Here is a 19,462-nt window from a genome sequence, read left to right on the forward strand (position 1 = left end):
GCGATATCTGGTCACGCCAATGTGCAGAACCTTGTGCGGCTCAGCTGCGCACGTGCCTGTCGCGGGCACGGAAGACGGGTAAAGGGGACTGGCGTGGCTGATCAGCCGACAACGCCCATGATGTCGCTTTCCTTCATGATCAGAAGGTCTTCGCCATCGATCTTGACTTCGGTGCCGGACCACTTGCCGAACAGCACACGGTCGCCGGACTTGACGTCGAGGGCGATCAGGTCGCCGTTTTCCTTGCGCGAGCCGGGACCGACGGCGACAACTTCGCCTTCCTGCGGCTTTTCCTTGGCGGTGTCCGGGATGATGATCCCGCCGGCGGTTTTTTCTTCGGATTCGACGCGGCGAACCACGACGCGATCATGCAAAGGGCGGAACTTCATTTCGTGCTCTTTCCTTTTCTGGCCAGCGTGGTACCCCTCGTGTCCGCGCCGGAAATACGGTGCGGCATCGAACGCAGACCACGTTGGCACTCCGTGAATGAGAGTGCTAACAGCGCGCTTGATGTAGGATGGCGCCACGGGCCTGTCAATGACTTCGCGATTCCGATTTTTTTAAAAAGCACGGCGGCTCCGCGGCGCTGGATCGCGGCGCCCGGGGAAATCCCGTTTCACGCAAACAGCAACCGTTTTTCGTGAGAACGCGATGAATGGTCTAAAGGTTTTGGCAATGGCTGGCGTTTAAACTGCCTGTCATGAAAACCATTGTCGATCTTGTCAGAGATTTCCGCGCCCAGCGCTCCGGAAGCATCGTCATTCCGTTTGCGCTGACGATCGGCTTTGTTCTTCTGGTTGTCGGGGCGGGGCTCGATTATTCGCGCGCATCCAACACCAGGGTGGTGCTTCAGGCTGCGGTCGATGCGACCGCGCTTGCGGCAAACTATGACAGTGAAGGATTGGCCGAAGCCAAGGTCCGGGCGAACGCGATCGACTATTTCAAGGCCATCTACAAGGGCGATCCGGACGATGTGAATCTCGACGTCACCGTCGAGCAGGGCACGGTAACCGTTTCCGCGACCCAGGCGGTCCAGACCTTGTTCGGCGGCATACTCAATGTCGACAAGGTCGATGTCGGTGTGCGGTCTGAAACGGTGATCGGCAAGGCCACCTTCGATGTCGTGATGGTGCTCGACAACTCCGGATCCATGGGCGGCAGCAAGCTGAAAACGCTCAAGGATGCCTCGGAAGATCTTTCCAAGACGCTCTTTGCGATCAACGAGAAGGGCGACAAGAAGGATCGCGTCAAGATCGGCCTCGTGCCCTTCACCTCCTTCGTCAACATCGGGACCGACAAGGAAACGGAAAGCTGGATGGACCGCGAGGGCCAATCGCCGGAGCACTGGAGCAACTTCGAGACACGGGACGACGGAACCCCGGATCCGGCCGAAATGGAAAGCCAGTTCTTCTACAACGGCAAGCCCAGCCGCTTCACGCTGTTCAAGCAGCTCAAGCATACGAAATGGCTTGGATGCGTGGAGGCCCGTCCGGTCCCCTACGACGTGACGGACGATGCGCCCGACAAGCGCGTGCCCGCCACGCTCTACGTGCCGGAGTTCGCTCCCGACGAGCCGGACGGAAGATACACCCGCTGGGGCGACCGCCATTCCAACGACTACATTCGCGACGATTCCGGCGGATGCCGGGACAAGGCCTCGAAAAAGGCGCGCAAGCTGGGCAAGGAAACGCATGTCTATGCCCAGGAGCGCATGTGCAAGTACCGCAACCAGAACAGGTCGTTCGGCAACACCTATACCAAGGGGCCGAATTACACCTGCCGCACCCAGCCGCTCACCGACCTGACGACGGACAAGAATGCGATCTTGCGCGATCTGAAAGACATGAAGGCCAACGGCAACACCAACATCCACCAGGGTGTCGTGTGGGGCTGGCGCGTGTTGTCGCCGCAGGCGCCGTTCACAAAGGGGCGTGTGCGGGAAGAAGACAGCGACGACGAGCACGTGCGCATCCTGATCGTCATGACCGATGGCGCGAACACCTATCAGGGGCAGAATTCGTTCAACAAGACGAACATCAATGCCTATGGTTACGGTCGGGAAGAGCGTCTCGGCAGCGGAATCGACAGCACCTGGGAGATCGCCAGGGCGATGGACCAGCGCACGGCGCTTGCCTGCGCGAATGCCAAGAACGACGGCATCAACGTCTACACCGTGGCATTCCGGATCAGCGATCGCGACACGGTGAACATGATGCGCAACTGTGCCTCGAACGGAAACATGGCTTTTGATGCCCGCTCCAACGACGATCTGGTGAGTGCCTTCAAGCGCATTGCGGAAGAAATCAGCAAGTTGCGGCTCAACAAGTAGCCGGCGGCTCGGCGTTGCGAGCGACAACTATCGCGGGCTGTCCGCGCCGGGGTTTTCGGCCCCAACCTTGAACGGCAGGGAGATGTTTGCCTGCTTGTCGCTTGCGCCGTCGCGCAGCCGGATCGACAGATCGTAGTCGCCGGCGCGCAGACCCTCGAAGCGAAACTGCAGGATGGCGTGGAATTCCCGCCGCTTGTCACGGCTGTCGTAGGCAAGCGTCGCAAACTCTGTTTGCGCCGCAAGCACCTGGCCCGAGCGGTTCAGCAGTTCGTAGTCGGCGACGAGGCGGATGCCATAACCTTCATCGCTTTGCACGAATCCGTATCCGAGCGGCTGCGCATAGACGGTCAGCGTATCGTCGGGCTGGAACACAGACGTTGCGAGGGGCGTGTATTGTCCGAAACCTCGGACGTCGCCGTCGACAAACAGGGCCTTCGCGAAGCCGAGGGGGGCCTCCTGCCAGGCCCTGGCGCTTGCCTCGCGTGCGGTTGCAAGTTCCGGCGAAACCGGATCGGTGGCGTCTGCCCCATGCACGGGCGTCGCCGCCGCCGCCGTCAGCAGCGCGAGCGCGGCGATCGCGCGACGGCATCCGATGTCCCGTCCGCGGACCTTTTCCGGATGTCCGATCCTTCGCATCAATTGCCTCGCCCCTTGTCGTTTGCTAGCCCCATGTTGCGGCGCACCGTATAGACCGGAGCGCGGCAAACAACAAGATTAACCGGCAAACGCGGTGAACGCGGCGGCCGTGCCGCCCATGCGCTCGGTCCAGGACTGACGTTTGCGGTAGATCGTCGAAGGTGAGATCTCCAGTGCGGCCGCCGCCTTGGCGATGTTGCCGTCGAAGGCCGTCAGAGCCGTTTCGATGATGCGTCGTTCCTGCGCCCAGAGCGGCTCGATATCCTCGCTTCCCCGATAGGATCTGGCGGCAAAGCCGCCGCTCAGAGGCTCCAGCCGTGTCGACAGGCCTTCGCCCAGGAGAAAACCCGGCAACATTTCGGCACGCAGCGCCTCGCCATCGTGCAGGACAACCGCCTGGCGGATCGCGTTTTCGAGCTGGCGGACATTGCCGGGCCAGTCGTAGGTGAGCAGCTTTTCGCCCGCGCAGCCGGCGATTTCCAGGAAGCGACGCCCTTCCTCGGCACAAAAGCGGGAGAGAAAGGATTGCGCCAGCGGCAGAATGTCCTCGCGCCGGTCGCGCAGCGCCGGCAGGCGGACCGGCAGAACATGAAGCCGATAAAACAGGTCTTCGCGGAAGCGCCCTTCCGAGATTTCCGAAAGCGGATCCCGATTTGTCGCACACACGATGCGCACGTTCACCACTCGCTGGTGCGTATCGCCGATGCGCTGCACCGTTCCCGTTTGAACGAAACGCAAGAGCTTCGACTGCAGCGCCAGATCCATTTCACCGATTTCATCGAGAAAGAGCGTGCCGCCATCCGCCGCCTCGGCGGCTCCCTCGCGGGTCTCGGTCGCGCCGGTGAAGGCTCCGCGCATGTGCCCGAAGATCTCGCTTTCCATCAACTCGCCGGGAATGGCGGCGCAATTGATTGCGATGAACGGCCGGTCCCGGCGCGGGGACCGGGAATGGATCGCGCTTGCGCAAAGCTCCTTGCCGCTGCCGGATTCACCGGTGATGAACACCGGCGCACTCGAGGGCGCCATGCGTTCGATCTGGTCGTAGACCTCTCTCATGCGCGCCGATCCGCCGATGAAGGTCTCGAAGCGGTGCGGCTCGACGTCGTCGGCCCGGGCGGCAAGCGACTGTGTCCTTGTCGGTCGGCGGGTGCCGTCCACGCGGCTCGGGCGAGCGGTCTGGATCAGGAAGCGATCGATCTTTTCGGCCGCAGACACCGGATCGACACCGGCCGAGATCACGTCATGCGCCCCGGCCTCCATGGCCGAAAGGCTGCGCGACAGCGATTGCCCGGTGCTCACCGCCATCAGGAAGGCTTGCGGTTGCGCCGCTGCGAGGCGGGATAGGTGGCCGTCCTGTCCAAGCGTTTCGAGATCGACGATCATCACGTCGGGCCGCACCTGGGTGCTTGCCGCGTAGAACGGTTCGAAACTCTGGTATGCCACCGGTGTCGCGCAGGGATGATCCATTGCGTCGACGATTGATCCCGCGAGATTGCGCATTGAGCCGTTGCCGTCGAGAACGGCCAGCCTGATTTGCCCCTCAGCGCCATGCATGGATTCCATGCGTTGGCGACCCCCTTTTGTTCAGCCGAAAAGTCGGCATCGAATTGATTTGCCGTTAGAATCTTCGCCGGACATGGTAAATAAAGCGTTTCCGGTTGAAATCTCTCTGGTCCGCCGCGCTCTGCGTGCCCGAAATTGGCGGGGAACCGCAGTATTTGGTTGCGGGCTTCTGCGGATAGGTTGGACGCGAAGCAGGTGATAGGGTCGCCCGACCTCGTGCCTCAAGGCGATGGAACCCATGAAACGATTTGCTTTCACTCTTGTCCTGATCGGCCTCGTTGCGGCTGGCGCGGGCGCATTCTGGTGGTGGTCGTCGCGTCCCGTCACGGTCGCGTTCGTCTCGCCGCAGACCGGGCGGGCCGCGGATGTGGTCTATGCGACCGGCGTCGTCGAGCCGGTGCGCTGGGCCAAGGTGACGAGTGTTTTGCGCGAACGCATCGTCGAGATGTGCGCCTGCGAGGGCGAAACCGTGACCCAGGGCACGATACTGGGCCGCCTCGATGCATCGGACGCCCGGGCGACCGGCGCGGAGCTGGAGGCGCGCGTGCGCCTGTCGAAACAGAACCTCGACCGGGCCGTCGGCTTGCTGGAGCGACGGGTGATCTCGCGTCAGGCGTTCGAGCAGGCGGAAAACGATCATTCGAGAAACGTCGCCCTTCTCGCGGCGCAGACCGCGCGCCTGTCCGACTATGAGTTGAAGGCGCCGATGGATGGTCAGGTGCTGCGGCGTGACGGTGAGGTCGGGGAGGTCGCCGAACCCGGAGCGGTGCTCTTCTGGGTCGGTCAGCCGCGTCCGTTGCGTGTCGTGGCGGATGTGAACGAGGAGGATATTCCCCTCGTGCGGACCGGCCAGACGGCGCTGGTGCGCGCGGACGCCTTTCCCGGTCGCTCCTTCGATGCCGTTGTCGACCAGATCACGCCAAAGGGCGACCCCGTCCTCAAAACCTATCGCGTCTATCTCACGTTTTCCGATCCGCCGCCGCTGATGATCGGTATGACCAGCGATGTGAACATCATCGTCAATGTGGTCGAGGCAGCGCTGCTGGTGCCCTTGGCGGCGGTCGACGGCGACCGCGTGCTCGTGCTGGGCGACGACGGGCGTCTTGCCACGCGCAAGCTGGAAATCGGGATCCGCGGCACGGAGACGGTGCAGGTGCTTGGCGGGCTTGAAGCCGATGCACGGGTCGTGGCGGTCTGGCGCGACGGTCTGGCCCCGGGTCAGGCCGCGCGTCCGCTTGCGGAGGCGACCGGCGGCGAGGGCGTGCAATGAGCCGCGGCCTTCAGGCGGTGTCCGGCGGAAACGGGGGCGTGCCGTCATGCCCCTGATCCTGTCGATTGCGCTCACCCATGTCGGTGGCCGGTTTCGCCAGAGCATCGTCTCGGTGCTTGGCGTCATGCTCGGTGTCGGCTTTTCCATCGCCATGGCGGCGTTGATGGAAGGGTCGCAGCGCGATTTCGTTGCAACCCTGGTCGATGCCATTCCCCATGTCGAGGTGAGTGACGACCGCCGGGACGCCGCGCCTCCACCGGCCACCGACTTCTTCGATGCGGTGAATGTGATCGGCGCGCGCCCGGACGACGACACCCGGGGATTGCGCAATCCCGTTCGCATCAGGGCGATGCTTGAGAACTGGCTTCCGGGCGAAATGGCGGCTTCGCTCTCCGGGCAGGCGGTGCTGCGGTATGGGGGCAAGGATGTCGCCGTCGCGCTGACCGGCGTCGATCCGGCCGCGCACCTCAGGGTGTCCACGATCGGCGAGGACATGCAAAAAGGCGCCTTCATGGATCTGGCTGCCGATTTGAACGGACTGATCATCGGCGACGGGGTTGCCGACAAGATCGGCGCGAACGTCGGCGACACGGTGGCGGTTTCGACCTCCTCGGGCGCGGTGCGCCGGCTGAAGGTGATAGGCCTGTTTCATACAGGCGTGACGCAGGCAGACGATGCCACCGGCTACACGGTGCTGAAGACCGCGCAGGTTCTGTTTTCCCGTCCAAACGCGATCAACCGGCTCTCGATCCGGCTGGATGACGTCAATTCCGCCCGCGCGGTGGCGCAACGGGTGGAGCGCATGACCGGCTATCGCGCCACGTCATGGCAAGAGGCGAACGAAAGCCTGATGGAAGTCCTCATGGTGCGCAACATCATCATGTACACGGTGGTCGGCGCGATTCTGCTTGTCGCCGGTTTCGGCATTTTCACAATCGTCTCGACCATCGTTCACGAGAAGTCCCGCGACATCGCGATCCTGAAGTCTCTCGGCTTCGAGCAGGCCGACATTCGCCGGATCTTCCTGATGGAGGGATTGTTCATCGGTGTGGTCGGATCGGTTCTTGGCTCCGTGCTTGGATATGCGCTGAGCGTGTTCCTCGGATCGCTCGATTTCGAGGTCAAGACGAACGTCGAACTCACCTCGCTACCGATGCACTACAGCGTCTGGCACTATGCGATTGCCTGCGGCTTCGCGTTGTTTTCCGCCGGGATCGCGGGGTATTTGCCGGCACGCCGCGCTGCTCAGCTCAATCCGGTCGACATCATCAGGGGGGCGTCGTGAGCCTGTCCACAGAGACAAGATCGCAAGCGGGCGCGGCTGTCGGGGCCGGCACCGCAACCGGTGGCCCGCCCCTGATCGAGGCGCGCGGACTGACCCGCATTCTGCCGGGTCTCGTCCCGGTAACGCTCGTGCGCGACATCGACCTGACGATCGGCGCGGGTGAATTCGTCGCGATCACGGGACCGTCGGGATCGGGCAAGTCATCGCTGCTTTATCTGCTCGGCCTGCTCGACATGCCGACCAGGGGCGAGGTACTGATCAACGGCCTGCCGACCCATCTGCATTCCGAGGCCCGTCGCGCGCGCGAGCGCCTGTCGACGCTGGGGTTCGTTTTTCAGTTTCATTTTCTGCTGCCGGAGTTTTCCGTTGCCGAAAACGTCATGATCCCGATGCGCAAGCTTGGAAAGCTGGACGCGAAGGCCATGCGCGCCCGCGCCACGGGCATGCTCGGGGAACTGGGCCTTGCCGAGCATGTCGACAAGCTTCCGATCCAGTTGTCCGGCGGTCAGCGCCAACGCGTCGCCGTGGCGCGCGCGCTGGCCAACGATCCGCCGGCGATCCTCGCCGACGAACCCACTGGCAGTCTCGACAGCAAGTCGTCCGCGCAGGTGTTCCAGACACTGCGAAAGCTCGTCGACGACCACGGCAAGACGGTGATTGCCGTGACCCACGACCTGGAGATGGCCGAGAAAATGGATCGCCGGCTTCATCTGGTCGACGGGATGCTGGCCGACCCCTGAGCGCGGCCGGCCGCTTATGGTGTGCGGAACGCCGTGTCAGGACGCCGGCACGTCGTATCCTGCGGCCTCGACCACCGCGACGAGACGCTCCTTCGGCAAGGCGCTTTCAATGCGGGCACGCCCGCTGTCCAGGTCGATCTCCGTTCTGGCGGCCGGATCGGCTGCCACGATTGCGCGTTCCACCGAGGTTGCGCAGCCTTGGCATGCCATGCCTTCAATCCGCAATTCGATCATGATGCGGTCATCCTCCAGTTTGTTCAGGACGTTTGAAAAACATTGCGGGTTACAGCTGCTGGAACGTCAAGACCGCAGAAGTCCGGATGCCTTGCGGCCCCGCAGGGCCGGGCACGGAGCGATGATGCGGCGGGAGTGCCGAGGCACGCGACGCCGGTACCACACAGGGCGGGACGAAGCCGTCGGCATGATGCAAGAATGCTGAAGACTCGGAAGAATCGGCGTAATCATGCACTATTGAGCGGCAGGGTGATTCGGCCGGAGCCGAAGGACGAGTATGGCACGCGCGACAACGATCTTCATTTTCCTCTGCATGGGCGTGATTGCGGCCTCCGTGTCCGCGATCATGATGTTCCAGTTTGCCCGCCCCGCGGGGGAGGCCTTCACGCTGGGCCTGGCGCTTTTGTGTGCGATGATCGTGGTGCATCTGGTCTTCACCAGACAGCGCGATCGCAGCGACGTCAGTGCCAGGGTCGCCGAACTGGAAGAGCGTGTGCTCGAGGTCGATCAGGATGTCGGCAATCTTGAAGGCCGGCTCACCGGCATGGAGACCAATCTTCCGCGTCGCACCCGCGAGGAGATCGATCCGCTCTTCGCCGAGGTAGAGGTGCTCGGCAGCCTGATCAAGCAGATGGCCGAGGCGATGGCGGGGATGGAAGACCGCATCGACGAGCAGGACCAGCGCGCCGTCGCGCCGCCGCCGCGCGAGCAACTCGGCCACTACGAGGAAGCGCCGCGCGCGCTCGGCTATTCCGGAATCGATCGCACGTCCGACCAGGCGCCGCCGCGCGCCGATCCCGCGCCGCCGCGCGCCGAGCCCGCGCCGCGTAGCGCTGCGCCGCCGCCGTCAGCCGTGCCGCGCGACAATCCGCCGGACCCTGCGCTGCGCCGCACCATCCAGGAGGCGCTCGACAACAATCGTGTCGATCTCTTCCTGCAGCCGCTGGTCACGCTTCCCCAGCGCCAGGTGCGCGACTACGAAGCGCTGACGCGCATCCGCGATCACAACGATGTTTTTCTCGAGCCCGTCGATTTCATCGAGGAAGCGACCCGCGCGGGAATGATGCCGGCCATAGACAATCTCATGCTGTTTCGCGCGATCCAGGTGCTGCGCCGGCTGACGAACCGCAACCGTCGCTCGGGCCTGTTCGTCAACCTGTCGTCCCAGACCCTGGTCGACGAACGTTTCTTTCCGGGATTTTTGGATTTCCTTCGCGCCAACAACGGGTTCAGCGATCAACTGACCTTCGAGTTCACCCAGCGTGACGTTTCCGAGATGGGCGCGCTTGAACACGAGAGCCTCGCGGCGCTGGCGGAACTCGGCTTCCGCTTCTCCATCGACCGGGTCACCAACCTGCGCCTGGACTTCAAGTCGTTGTCGGATCGGGGATTCCGCTTCGTGAAGCTCCATGCCAGCCGGCTGGTCGGCGCAGAGCGCATGCCCGACAGCCACATCCATCCGGCGGATCTCGGCGATCTGCTGCGCCGCTTCGCAATGGAACTCATTGTCGATCATATCGAGACGGAAGCGCAGGTGCTGGAAGTGCTCGACCTCGACGCGCGTATCGGCCAGGGCTACCTGTTTTCCCCGCCGCGTCCCGTGCGTCCGGAAGTCCTGCAGGGACGGCCGCCCAAGGCGATGCGCCGGGCGGCCGAGTAGGGACGTCGTGTCCGTTTTCCCGGAAATCGGGCGGCGTCAGCTCGCGCCGGCACCCACCGTAACCACGATCGGATCCGCATTGGCGAGCAGCCGCCGGGCCACGCGGCGAATGTCCTCCAGCGTCACCGCGTCGATCATCGCATTGCGCGTGTCGATGTAGTCGAGGCCGAGTTCCTCCATCTGGATCCCCAGCAACTGGCTGGCAATCTTGTCGGACGTGTCGAAGCGCAGCGCATAGGAGCCGGTCAGAAAGGCCTTGGCTTTGGCCAGTTCGTCGGCGCTGGGGCCGTCTTTCGCCATGCGCTCCATTTGCGCCATGATGATCGCGATCGTCTCCGGCGCGCGGTCGGACCGTGTCCCGGTCGCCGCCATGAAGGCGCCGGAATGGTCATAGGGCACCAGATAGGAGCCGACCGAATAGGCCAGCCCGCGCTTTTCGCGCACTTCCTCGTAGAGCCAGGACGAGAACGATCCGCCGCCGAGGATGTGGTTCATCACATAAGCGGGAATGAAGTCGGGGTCATCGCGTTTCAGGCCGGGCAGGCTGAGGCGGATCGAGGTCTGCGGCACATCGAAGTCGATTGCCTTGCGAACGCCGGTTTGCGGCGTCACATCGCTGACCGGTGTGAGGTCCGCGCGCTCCGGCAGGTCGGCGAAGGTCGCGTCGAGGAGCGTTGCCAGACGCTCCGCGTCGATCGCGCCGACGACGGAGATCTTGAGCTCCTCGCGGGCCAGGAGCCGCCCGTGCAATGCCTTGAGGTCTTCCGGTGTCAGCGCGGTCACGGTTTCTTCCGTGCCGTCCGAGGTCCGTCCGTAGGGGTGGTCCGGATAGGCGGTCTCCGCCATCACCCGGCTGGCGATGGAATCGGGGTCTTTTTGCGCGCGCCGCAGTCCGGAGACGATCTGGCGCTGCATGCGTCCCACCGCTTCCGCATCGAAGCGCGGTTCGTTGACGGCGACGCGCAGCAGCTCGAAGGCTTCGTCGATGTTTGGCGTCAGCGTGCGCAGGGAGCCGTAGAAGGCGTCGCGCCCGGCATTGAAGCCGATCTTGACCGCCGTTTCCTCCAGCCGCTGCCGGTAGGCTTGGGATTCAAGCTCGCCCGCGCCCTCGTCCAGGGTCGCGGCCATAAGGTTCGCAAGCCCGCCCTTGCCGTCCGGATCCTGGGCCGACCCGCCCGCAAAAGCGAAGTTGACGGCAACGATCGGGACGGTGTGATCCTCCACCAGCCAGGCGGTCAGCCCCCCGGGCGTTTCAACGGTCTGGATCTCCACCGCACGCGCATCGGCGCTTGCAAGGGCGAGGGAGGCGATGAGGGCGAAAGTCGCGAGGCCGGCGCGCCAGCCCGCCTGCAGACGGGCGGAGCGGGCGGCTGCAGTTGAAATCCCCATGACGGGCATCTCCGTGTTGGTGAAAGGAAAGGGACGGCGGGCGCCGGCGGCTTCCTGCGGCCGGCGCCGCCCGATCACTGTTGTGCGTTTGCTCCAGCGTCCACGGACGGAGCACGCAGATAAGCGGTCACCGGGCGCGGCGCGAGATAGGTTTCGGCTGCCTTGCGCACGTCCTCGGGGGTGACGGCGCTGATCGCGCCAGGCCAGCCGCGCACCTCGTCGATGCTCGATCCGGTGGTCAGCGCCACACCGAACATGCGCGCAAGGCTCGACTGGCTGTCCTGGGCATAAAGCGCGGAAGACAGCAGGCCCGTCTTGGCCCGCTCCAGCTCCGCCTCGGTGACCCCGTCGGCGATCAGCGTGTCGATGACGGCACGCGTCGCCGCGCCGAGGTCTTCCAGCGAGGTTCCGTCGCTTGGCACGGCATAGACCATGAAGCGGCTGTCATCGAGGGTGCTCGACTGGTACCAGCCGCCCGCGGAGGAGGCGACGCCCTGGTCGATCACCAGCGACCGGTAGAGCCGGCTGGTGCTGCCCCCGCCGAGGATTTCGGAGAGAATGTCGAGCGCGGGCGCACTGTCTGCCTTGTCGGTGGTGTAGCTTGGAACGAGCCAGGCCTTGCGCAGGTTGGGCTGGTTCACGCGAGGGTCGGCAAGATCCACCTCGAGCGAGCCGGGCACCCGTTGGGCCGCGGGCCGTACCCTCTCTCCCGGATCTGCCCTTTGGGCCACCTTGCCATAGGTCTCCTCGGCCATGCGCCGCACCCCGTCCACGTCCACATCGCCGGCAACGATGAGGATGGCATTGTTGGGCGTGTAGAACCGGTCGTAGAATGCGATCGCATTGTCCTTGGACAGCGCGGAGATTTCGCTCGGCCAGCCGATCACCGGCGTGCCGTAGGGATGATTGACGTAAAGCACCGCGTCCAGCGTTTCGCCCAGCATTGCGCCGGGATCGTTGTCCACGCGCATGCGGCGTTCTTCCAGCACGACGTCGCGCTCGGGCGCAACCACCTCGTCCGTCAGGATGAGGTTTTCCATCCGGTCCGCCTCGAGCGCCATCATCTCGGGCAGATGTTCCTTGGCGACGCGCTGGAAATAGGCGGTGTAGTCGTTGGAGGTGAAGGCGTTTTCCTGTCCGCCGATGGCCGCGACGCGCTTGGAGAAGGCGCCGTCGGGGTTCTTCTCCGTGCCCTTGAACATCAGATGCTCGAGGAAATGTGCCACGCCGGACATGCCGGCCTCCTCGTCGGCGGCGCCGACCCTGTACCAGATCATGTGGGTCACGACCGGGGCCCGGCGATCCGGGATCACCACCACCTCCAGACCGTTGTCGAGGCGGAAGCTTTCAACGTCGCCGCCGATCTTGATATCGGCGAAGGAGGCCGCGTCGGCGGCTTCAAGGGTCGTTGATCCCGCCGGAAGGTCGGACGAGGCCCGGGCGGGCGCAGCGAGCGCAAGGGCGACAGCTGCGGCGAGAAAAACGCGCGGGAGGGCGGAAGCGGTCTGCGGCACGGCAATGCTCCGGAACTGGGTTGCGGTCTTGGCTCCACAGGATATAGGCGCTTGTCACGCAAAAGCCCGTGAACTTTTCGTAAGGTCGGCAGGCACGCGGGCGAGGACCCGAACCCGGCAGCACGCACGGCGCCGCGACCGCGGGCACGGCGGACGTGAGACCTGTCGAGAGCATGGGGATGCGTGCCGGTGTATGCAGGCACGCCCGCAGAACGGCGTGTTACTCGATCGTGCGTGCCGAGCGACCGTTCATGATCTGCTCGGTGGTGCTGATCTCCGGCGCGCGGTCCACCGTTTTCGGTGCCGCCATCGGAGCGTCGGCGGACGGCGTGGAATAGGCCGTCGGCGGTTCGATCAGATAGCGGCGGATCGGCACACCGTTGTCGTCGACCGGAATCGCCGACGTCTCGGCAACACCCACCCGCTGGTTGAGTTCGTTCGGCTTCATCTTGCCGCTTTCCAGCCGGTCCTCGTTCTGGCGCTCGGCCGCATAGTCACGACCGTCGCCTCCTGACACAAGCTGCTGGATGCCGCGCGACTGTCGCGCGTTGCTGCGGCCGTCGCCATCGAGGTCCGAACTGCCGCGCCCGTCGTTGCGGTAGACCTCCTGGATGCGTTTCAGACCCTGATCGTTCTGGGTCGGCCAGTTCGCCACCTGCTGGCTTTCCTCCGGCGGGGGAAGCGCGTCGAGCTTGCCCGGCATCGCGAGAGGCGCGCGCGGCGTGTATTCGATCTTCGCCTCCGACTTGGCGTCGACCGCCCCGAGCCCCTCCATCAGGCCTCGGATCATGGCCGTGTCGGGCGCCTCGTCCGCTTCCGTGCCGTCGTTGAACCCGTCCGATCCGGTCTGGCACGCCGCAAGCAGAAGTGCCGAGGCGCACACGGCAAGAACGCTGGCGCGGCTACGCAGGCGCTTGGGAGCGGAAACGGAGACTTTCTGGCGACGCGACACGGCGGCGATCCTTATACGGTTTCCGGCAGCAATCGCTTTCGGGAAAGCGGTTCGGCCGGGTCACTTGCATGCGAAAGGCGGCTCAAAGCGGACCGGCACCGGTCCCTTTGCGGCAGGTGCACTCAGACGGCCCAATACGGCATCATTAGGGCCGCTTTTGAAAACTGTCATACAGCAGGCCGGCCACGCCGGCAACGATCCACACGTCGGCGAGGTTGAACACGTACCAGGAGAAGCTGCCGACGTGGAAATGAAAGAAGTCTGCAACCGCCCCATAGACCACGCGATCGATGCCGTTGCCGATCGCGCCGGCCAGCACCAGTCCGAAGGAGATCGCCGGCAGCCGCCTGTCACCTTGCGCGCCCCAGACCCAGAACACCACCGAAATGACGAGCGTTACCGCAACCAGCACCCAACGGCCGACGGCGCCGTCCTGCTGGAACAGTCCGTAGGAGACGCCGTAGTTCCACACCATCACCAGATCGAGGAAAGGCGTGACGGCGACCCGGCCCCTTGCGGCGATCTCGTAGCCGTGGAGCATCCAGGCCTTGAAGCCCTGGTCGGCGGCAAGTCCGGCCAGCGTGATCGCCAGGATCAAGCCGCTCTTCGGTCCCCAGAGGCGCGATCGTGTCATGTCGGTTTCCGTATCCAGGTGGTGCGGTTGCGTGGTCCAGCGCGGTGAGGACCGCGCTCAGTCCGGCGGGCCGGTGCGGGTGGCGCGCGCGGCCATCTCGGCACGGCTTAGCCGGTGTTCGCGGTGGGCGATATAGATGCCGCTGCCGACGATCAGCGCAATCCCGACCCACGTCGGCCCGTCGGGAAAATCGCCGAACACCAGATACCCGAAGAGCGTGGCACTGACGATCTCCAGATAGTTGAAGGGGGCCAGCACCGAGGCCGGGGCGCCGGCGAAGGCCTTGACGATCAGTCCGTGCGCGAAGAAGGAAATCGCGCCGACAATTGCCAGAAGTCCCCAGGAGGGAAGGTCCGGCATCACCGGCGTGGCGTCCTCGATCCCGGCCATCGTTCCGCCGGCGGTCAGCGCACCGAGCAGGATTGCGCCGCCAAGTCCTGCGGAAAACTGCACGCTCAGCATGGAACCTTCGCCCGACAGGCGGCGGGTGATCACGAGATAGAGCGCGAACAGGAAGGCGGCGGCGAGCGGCAGCAGCGCGGTCGGCCCGAAGGCCGTGAAGCCCGGGCGGATGATGATCATCGCGCCGATCAGCCCGACGAAGACCGCGCTCCAGCGGCGCGGCCCGACGGATTCGCCCAGCAGAAGCGCGGACAGCACGGTCAGGATCATCGGTTCGACGAAGAAGATCGCAATGGCGTCGGCGACGGGCATGGTCTTCAAGGCGGTGAAGAAGCAGGCCGAAGCGCCGGACAGGAAAAAGCCGCGAAGCAGATGCGGCCACAGGCGCGGCGCCTTCAAGGCAGCGAGCCCTGGCCCGATCGCCGCGGTCAGGAATGCAAAGAGCATCTGGAAACCGAACCGGCCGAGCGTGATCTGAAGCGGCGGCAGGGCCCCGGTCAGGTATTTCGCCACCGTATCCATCAGCGGCACCATCAGCATCGCGAAGCTCATCAAGGCGATACCGCGCATCACGGTGATGCTGGGCGCGGGGATGGGAAGGGGCGCGCTCACCCGCTCGCCGCTTCGCCGGGGAGACCGTTCAGGGTGCTGTCGAGCGACCCGAGCGGGGTCAGGCTGGCGAGCGCGGCACGCGCTTCGGCACTGTCGCGATCCATCTGGGAAACCAGCGCGTCCGCGCTGTCGAAGCGAAGCTCCGGGCGGAGATAGCTGGCCAGCGTCACGCGCAGGGTCTTGCCGTAGAGGTCGCCGGAAAAGTCGAACAGAAACACTTCCAGCAGCGGTGCGCCATTGTCGAAGGTCGGGCGGCGGCCGAAGCTCGCCACGCCGTCGATCCAGCGCCCGTCGAGCAACACCCGGACGGCGTAGATCCCGTGAGCAAGCTGTGTTTCGGGAGCAAGGGCCAGATTTGCGGTCGGATAGCCAAGGTCGCGCCCGCGTTTCTCGCCGTGGCGCACCTCGGCCTCCACCGACCAGCGATAGCCCAGCAGCGCATTGGCGAGCGCGATGTCACCCTCCGCCAGCGCCGCTCGGATGCGGCTCGAGGACACCGCCGTGGCGCTTTCGTCGGTCTCCGCCGCCACGATGGTCACGCCGAAGCCGTCGACGACCCCTGCCTGGCTCAGGAATTCCGGCGTGCCGCGCCGGGCCCGTCCGAAATGGAAGTCATAGCCGGTCACCGCGTGAACGATCCCCAGACGTGCCTGAAGGATATCCGTGACGAAGGCTTCCGCCTCGATGCCGGCGAAGGCCCGGGTGAAGGGCACGGAGACGATCCCGTCGAGCCCCATCGCCGCGAGGATGCGTGCCTTTTGCGCCGGCGGGGTGAGACGAAAGACCGGCGTGTCGGGCTGAAAGACGCTACGCGGATGCGGCTCGAAGGTCAGTGCGTAGGCCGGAACGCCAGCATCCTGCGCATGCGACAGCGCGGTTTCCAGCACCCGGCGATGGCCGCGATGCACCCCGTCGAAATTTCCGATCGCGACGACACCGCCGCGCAGGCCGGCGGGGAAGGCGTCAAGCGCGTCGATGGCGACAAAGCGGGAAGGCGGGTGTTCGTTCATCTGGGTCGGGCCACTCACCGGCCGCGGTGGCCGGCCGAAACGGAAAGAAGGCCGGCGCGAGGCCGGCAGGCTCTGCCGGACATCCCCGCGAAATCGCAGTCTGCCCGGAGGTTTCGCGGACCCTGCCCATTCTCCCGGGAAACGTCAAGCGCGCGGGTCGTCGCTTTCGCTGTCGCCGCGGGCCGGCACCTTCACCATTGCCTCGCCTTCCAGAACCACCGTCTCGCCGACCGCGCATGTGCAGTCGAGCCGGGCGCGGTTTCCCTTTTCCATCAGTTCCGCGACGGTGACCGTCACCGTGACGTCGTCGCCGATTCGCACCGGCGCGCGAAAATTCAGCGTCTGGGAGAGATAGATCGCGCCCGGGCCGGGCAGCCGCGTCCCAAGAACCGCGGAAATCAGGCTTGCGGTGTAGAGGCCATGGGCGATGCGGGTGCGGAACGGGGTGCGGGCGGCGAAGTGTTCGGACAGGTGAATCGGGTTTCGGTCGCCGGACACTTCCGCAAAACCAATGACATCCGAGGAGCTCACTGTCTTGACGAGACTTTCGCTTTGCCCGACGGAAAGGTCCTCGAAATACAGTGTCTGTAGGGTAAGCATGGTGCGATCCTTTTCCTCCCTTTGGGTGAAATATTGGTGTTCTGCGAGGCTATGCGCTGGGGTGCGCGAGGGCAATTGAGCTTTTGAGGAAGACGGGACTGGCAAATTAACGGAGTTTTCAGCCCCCGGCGTCTAATGTCTAACAGCGTGGGGAGGCGGAGACATCAAATGTGTCGTCCTCCTGAAGACAACAAAGCATCAGACGCCCGTTCAACGGGTCGGGCAGATTGACAGTATGGAGTAAACAATGGCCCTTGATGTTCAGATGCCGGTCCTCGTGGTGGACGACTACAAAACCATGATCCGCATCATTCGAAACCTGCTCAAGCAGCTCGGTTTCGAGGATATCGACGACGCTGCCGACGGTACGGAAGCGCTGGAGAAGATGAAGCAGCGCCGCTATGGCCTGGTCATCTCCGACTGGAACATGGAACCGATGACCGGATATGAGCTGCTGAAGCAGGTCAGGGCCGACGCCGGTCTCTGCAAGACCCCCTTCATCATGGTCACCGCGGAATCCAAGACGGAGAACGTGATCGCCGCGAAGAAGGCGGGCGTGAACAACTACATCGTGAAACCGTTCAACGCGCAGACGTTGAAGGGCAAGATCGAGGCGGTGTTCGCCGAATAACCGGCTTCCGTCGACACCGACAGAGTTTTGTCTCCGGCAGCGGTGCTGCCGGTGAACAGGGAACGTGCGTGCTTGTGCGCACAGGGGATTTCCGCGCCACAGGCGCGGGGCAGGGAAACCTGTATCCGGTCCCGGCAAATGAGAAGGGGTGACATGGGCGCTCTCAGAAAAGAAGACGTTGCGGGCCTGATCACGTTCCTTGAGCAGAACAAGGATCGCGATGGCGATGTGACGCTGAACGACGTGATCGACCTGGCGGAGATGATGACCGGGTCGATGCACGAGTTCCTAGGCGCTGTGCAGCCGACGATCACTGCCGAACTGACGGCGATTGCGGGGGAGATTTCGCGGCTGAAGACCGAGATCCTGCAGCTTCGCCCCAACGACATGAAGGACAACCAGATCCCGGAAGCGGGACGCGAACTCGACGCCATCGTCGAGGCGACCGAATCCGCGACCGAAACGATCATGGAGTCGGCAGAGAAGATCATGGCGGCTGACGACGACATGGATCCGGCCGAATACCGCGCGTTCGTCAACGACAAGATGATCGAGATGTTCGAGGCCTGCGCGTTTCAGGACATCACCGGTCAGCGCATTTCCAAGGTGGTGAGTGCCCTGAACGCGATCGATCGCCGGGTCACCGGTTTCGTCGAGCGGCTTCGTATCACCGAAGGCGATGACGCGCCCGCCGAGGAAACCGACGAAGACCGGCGCAAACGCGACCTTATCCTGCACGGTCCCCAGCATGCTGGCGAGGGCGTGTCCCAGTCCGACGTCGACGACATGATGTCGCAAGGATCCCAGGACGAGATCGACAAGCTTTTCGGCTAGGCGCGCCCGATACGGTGCGCTCCGGAGTTTCCGGCACCCTTCAAGAGGTGCCGCATTGCCTGGCCAGCGCCCCCGCGAGTGGCCGGATACCTGAAAGCCGGTTCCCGAAAGGGGGCCGGCTTTTTCTCTTGCGCGGTCAGGTGTAGGTGCACCTACCAGACAAGCCCGGCGATCGCCGCACGGGCCCGAAGCCCTTCCTCTTCAAGCCGTTTGCGCACGAGGCTCTCCACAGGAGCGCCGGTGAGGCCGAAATCCGCGCCGTGAATCCCGCCGGTGATGAACAGCACGTCGATCTCGTTCGCCACCGCACCGCGGATGTCCGTCGGCAGCCCATCGCCGATCGCCAGGATATCCGCCTTGGCGACAGGCTCGCCGGCAAGCTCGGCGACGCGGGCAAGGGCCGCCTCGTAGATCGGCGCATGCGGTTTTCCCAGGATGATGACCCGGCCGCCGAGGTCCTCATAGAGCCGGGCGATCGCACCCGCGCACCAGATCAGCGTGTCGCCGCGTTCCACGACGATGTCGGGATTGGCGCACAAGAGCGGCAGGTCGCGTGCGATCATTCGCTCCAGAAGCGCGCGGTAGTCCTCCGGCGTTTCGCGCTCGTCGTCGACGAGCCCGGTGCACACCGCCTGGCCGGCGCCCGCTTCGTCGGTGAGCGTCAGGTCCAGGCCCTCAAACAGGCTGTGATCCCGCTCCGGGCCGATGTGCATCACCGGGACGTCGCCGTGCGCCTGAAGCTGGGCGCGGGTGACGTCGCCCGACGTCACCACGGCGTCGAAGGCATCGCGCGGCACGTAGAGGCGGGCGAGCTGTTCCAGGATCGGCGGAGAAGGGCGCGGCGCGTTGGTGATCAGCACGACCTTGCCGCCGGTCTCCGCCCGATAGCGCTGCAGCGCCTCGCAGGCCTTTGGAAACGCGGAAACGCCATTGTGCAGCACGCCCCACACATCGCAAAGCACGGCCTTGTATCCGGGTGCCAGGGCCGAGAGGCCTGGAACGAGAAGCGGATTGTGTGTGGACATGGCTCTCTCTTGGCTGCGGCGGGATCTTGCCGGGAGGGAAGTCTGATACTGTTGCAGGCGGAGAATCGCCCAACGACATGATGATCATGTGGCGGCGCGGGCGGACCATAGACGATCCGCCCCCGCGAAGGAAAGCGGTGCA

19 protein-coding genes are annotated in these 19,462 nt (G+C 64.5%); 7 read left to right on the top strand and 12 right to left on the bottom strand.

Annotated features, from left to right (window positions below; translation table 11 throughout):
- Nucleotides 1–101 precede the first annotated feature (101 nt).
- A complete protein-coding gene (gene groES, locus BLU32_RS01690) occupies nucleotides 102–389 on the bottom strand; it encodes a co-chaperone GroES (RefSeq protein ID WP_093804701.1) in 288 nt (95 codons plus the stop codon).
- 311 nt (nucleotides 390–700) lie between these two features.
- On the opposite strand from groES, the gene BLU32_RS01695 reads away from it, so the two are divergent.
- A complete protein-coding gene (locus tag BLU32_RS01695) occupies nucleotides 701–2,329 on the top strand; it encodes a VWA domain-containing protein (protein ID WP_093804702.1) in 1,629 nt (542 codons plus the stop codon).
- A gap of 27 nt (nucleotides 2,330–2,356) precedes the next feature.
- Here BLU32_RS01695 and BLU32_RS01700 read toward each other — a convergent pair whose 3' ends face one another.
- Nucleotides 2,357–2,965: a hypothetical protein gene (locus tag BLU32_RS01700; RefSeq protein WP_093804703.1), complete on the bottom strand. Its 609-nt coding sequence runs from the start codon at nucleotides 2,963–2,965 to the stop codon at nucleotides 2,357–2,359.
- Between the two features lie 78 nt (nucleotides 2,966–3,043).
- A complete protein-coding gene (locus tag BLU32_RS01705) occupies nucleotides 3,044–4,528 on the bottom strand; it encodes a sigma-54 dependent transcriptional regulator (RefSeq protein ID WP_197673681.1) in 1,485 nt (494 codons plus the stop codon).
- 229 nt (nucleotides 4,529–4,757) lie between these two features.
- On the opposite strand from BLU32_RS01705, the gene BLU32_RS01710 reads away from it, so the two are divergent.
- The 3 genes from BLU32_RS01710 to BLU32_RS01720 all read left to right on the top strand — a co-directional run bounded on the left by BLU32_RS01710 (nucleotide 4,758) and on the right by BLU32_RS01720 (nucleotide 7,823).
- On the top strand, nucleotides 4,758–5,798 hold the full coding sequence (locus BLU32_RS01710) for an efflux RND transporter periplasmic adaptor subunit (RefSeq protein WP_093804704.1): 1,041 nt from the start codon (nucleotides 4,758–4,760) through the stop codon (nucleotides 5,796–5,798).
- Nucleotides 5,799–5,844: 46 nt separating this feature from the next.
- Complete coding sequence (locus tag BLU32_RS01715; protein WP_093804705.1) at nucleotides 5,845–7,083, top strand: ABC transporter permease; 1,239 nt, start codon at nucleotides 5,845–5,847, stop codon at nucleotides 7,081–7,083.
- Between the two features lie 71 nt (nucleotides 7,084–7,154).
- Complete coding sequence (locus tag BLU32_RS01720; protein WP_244501834.1) at nucleotides 7,155–7,823, top strand: ABC transporter ATP-binding protein; 669 nt, start codon at nucleotides 7,155–7,157, stop codon at nucleotides 7,821–7,823.
- Between the two features lie 36 nt (nucleotides 7,824–7,859).
- On the opposite strand, the gene BLU32_RS01725 is transcribed toward BLU32_RS01720, so the two are convergent.
- On the bottom strand, nucleotides 7,860–8,057 hold the full coding sequence (locus BLU32_RS01725) for a heavy-metal-associated domain-containing protein (protein WP_197673682.1): 198 nt from the start codon (nucleotides 8,055–8,057) through the stop codon (nucleotides 7,860–7,862).
- Between the two features lie 277 nt (nucleotides 8,058–8,334).
- Between BLU32_RS01725 and BLU32_RS01730 the strand changes: the two genes are divergently transcribed.
- Nucleotides 8,335–9,717 (top strand): EAL domain-containing protein, encoded by a 1,383-nt coding sequence (locus tag BLU32_RS01730; protein WP_093804707.1) that lies wholly within the window; start codon nucleotides 8,335–8,337, stop codon nucleotides 9,715–9,717.
- Nucleotides 9,718–9,753: 36 nt separating this feature from the next.
- Here the strand turns inward: BLU32_RS01730 and BLU32_RS01735 are convergent, their stop codons facing one another.
- From BLU32_RS01735 to BLU32_RS01765, 7 genes are all read right to left on the bottom strand, one after another.
- On the bottom strand, nucleotides 9,754–11,106 hold the full coding sequence (locus tag BLU32_RS01735) for a pitrilysin family protein (protein WP_172838516.1): 1,353 nt from the start codon (nucleotides 11,104–11,106) through the stop codon (nucleotides 9,754–9,756).
- Nucleotides 11,107–11,180: 74 nt separating this feature from the next.
- On the bottom strand, nucleotides 11,181–12,620 hold the full coding sequence (locus BLU32_RS01740; RefSeq protein WP_093804708.1) for a pitrilysin family protein: 1,440 nt from the start codon (nucleotides 12,618–12,620) through the stop codon (nucleotides 11,181–11,183).
- A 220-nt stretch (nucleotides 12,621–12,840) separates the two neighbouring features.
- Nucleotides 12,841–13,572, bottom strand: coding sequence for a hypothetical protein (locus tag BLU32_RS01745; protein ID WP_093804709.1), 732 nt, complete (start codon nucleotides 13,570–13,572; stop codon nucleotides 12,841–12,843).
- Between the two features lie 145 nt (nucleotides 13,573–13,717).
- Nucleotides 13,718–14,206, bottom strand: coding sequence for a signal peptidase II (gene lspA, locus BLU32_RS01750; protein ID WP_093804710.1), 489 nt, complete (start codon nucleotides 14,204–14,206; stop codon nucleotides 13,718–13,720).
- Nucleotides 14,207–14,263: 57 nt separating this feature from the next.
- Nucleotides 14,264–15,220, bottom strand: a complete 957-nt coding sequence (locus BLU32_RS01755) for a DMT family transporter (protein WP_244501776.1) — start codon at nucleotides 15,218–15,220, stop codon at nucleotides 14,264–14,266.
- Nucleotides 15,217–16,230 (bottom strand): bifunctional riboflavin kinase/FAD synthetase, encoded by a 1,014-nt coding sequence (locus BLU32_RS01760; protein WP_093804711.1) that lies wholly within the window; start codon nucleotides 16,228–16,230, stop codon nucleotides 15,217–15,219. Before BLU32_RS01760 ends, BLU32_RS01755 begins: the two co-directional genes overlap by 4 nt.
- Nucleotides 16,231–16,374: 144 nt before the next feature.
- Nucleotides 16,375–16,830 (bottom strand): MaoC family dehydratase, encoded by a 456-nt coding sequence (locus BLU32_RS01765; protein WP_093804712.1) that lies wholly within the window; start codon nucleotides 16,828–16,830, stop codon nucleotides 16,375–16,377.
- A 247-nt stretch (nucleotides 16,831–17,077) separates the two neighbouring features.
- On the opposite strand from BLU32_RS01765, the gene BLU32_RS01770 reads away from it, so the two are divergent.
- On the top strand, nucleotides 17,078–17,461 hold the full coding sequence (locus BLU32_RS01770) for a response regulator (RefSeq protein ID WP_029060240.1): 384 nt from the start codon (nucleotides 17,078–17,080) through the stop codon (nucleotides 17,459–17,461).
- A 153-nt stretch (nucleotides 17,462–17,614) separates the two neighbouring features.
- Nucleotides 17,615–18,295, top strand: a complete 681-nt coding sequence (locus BLU32_RS01775; RefSeq protein ID WP_093804713.1) for a protein phosphatase CheZ — start codon at nucleotides 17,615–17,617, stop codon at nucleotides 18,293–18,295.
- Between the two features lie 152 nt (nucleotides 18,296–18,447).
- On the opposite strand, the gene BLU32_RS01780 is transcribed toward BLU32_RS01775, so the two are convergent.
- Complete coding sequence (locus BLU32_RS01780; protein ID WP_093804714.1) at nucleotides 18,448–19,320, bottom strand: TIGR01459 family HAD-type hydrolase; 873 nt, start codon at nucleotides 19,318–19,320, stop codon at nucleotides 18,448–18,450.
- Between the last annotated feature and the right edge of the window lie 142 nt (nucleotides 19,321–19,462).

The sequence above is a fragment of the Stappia sp. ES.058 genome, assembly GCF_900105595.1.
Classification (GTDB): domain Bacteria; phylum Pseudomonadota; class Alphaproteobacteria; order Rhizobiales; family Stappiaceae; genus Stappia.

Bases quoted from the DNA above. Each gene is read 5' to 3' on its own strand.
- groES (WP_093804701.1), bottom strand. From the start codon at position 389: ATGAAGTTCCGCCCTTTGCATGATCGCGTCGTGGTTCGCCGCGTCGAA.
- BLU32_RS01695 (WP_093804702.1), top strand. From the start codon at position 701: ATGAAAACCATTGTCGATCTTGTCAGAGATTTCCGCGCCCAGCGCTCC.
- BLU32_RS01700 (WP_093804703.1), bottom strand. From the start codon at position 2,965: ATGCGAAGGATCGGACATCCGGAAAAGGTCCGCGGACGGGACATCGGA.
- BLU32_RS01705 (WP_197673681.1), bottom strand. From the start codon at position 4,528: ATGGAATCCATGCATGGCGCTGAGGGGCAAATCAGGCTGGCCGTTCTC.
- BLU32_RS01710 (WP_093804704.1), top strand. From the start codon at position 4,758: ATGGAACCCATGAAACGATTTGCTTTCACTCTTGTCCTGATCGGCCTC.
- BLU32_RS01715 (WP_093804705.1), top strand. From the start codon at position 5,845: ATGCCCCTGATCCTGTCGATTGCGCTCACCCATGTCGGTGGCCGGTTT.
- BLU32_RS01725 (WP_197673682.1), bottom strand. From the start codon at position 8,057: ATGATCGAATTGCGGATTGAAGGCATGGCATGCCAAGGCTGCGCAACC.
- BLU32_RS01730 (WP_093804707.1), top strand. From the start codon at position 8,335: ATGGCACGCGCGACAACGATCTTCATTTTCCTCTGCATGGGCGTGATT.
- BLU32_RS01735 (WP_172838516.1), bottom strand. From the start codon at position 11,106: ATGGGGATTTCAACTGCAGCCGCCCGCTCCGCCCGTCTGCAGGCGGGC.
- lspA (WP_093804710.1), bottom strand. From the start codon at position 14,206: ATGACACGATCGCGCCTCTGGGGACCGAAGAGCGGCTTGATCCTGGCG.
- BLU32_RS01760 (WP_093804711.1), bottom strand. From the start codon at position 16,230: ATGAACGAACACCCGCCTTCCCGCTTTGTCGCCATCGACGCGCTTGAC.
- BLU32_RS01765 (WP_093804712.1), bottom strand. From the start codon at position 16,830: ATGCTTACCCTACAGACACTGTATTTCGAGGACCTTTCCGTCGGGCAA.
- BLU32_RS01770 (WP_029060240.1), top strand. From the start codon at position 17,078: ATGGCCCTTGATGTTCAGATGCCGGTCCTCGTGGTGGACGACTACAAA.
- BLU32_RS01775 (WP_093804713.1), top strand. From the start codon at position 17,615: ATGGGCGCTCTCAGAAAAGAAGACGTTGCGGGCCTGATCACGTTCCTT.
- BLU32_RS01780 (WP_093804714.1), bottom strand. From the start codon at position 19,320: ATGTCCACACACAATCCGCTTCTCGTTCCAGGCCTCTCGGCCCTGGCA.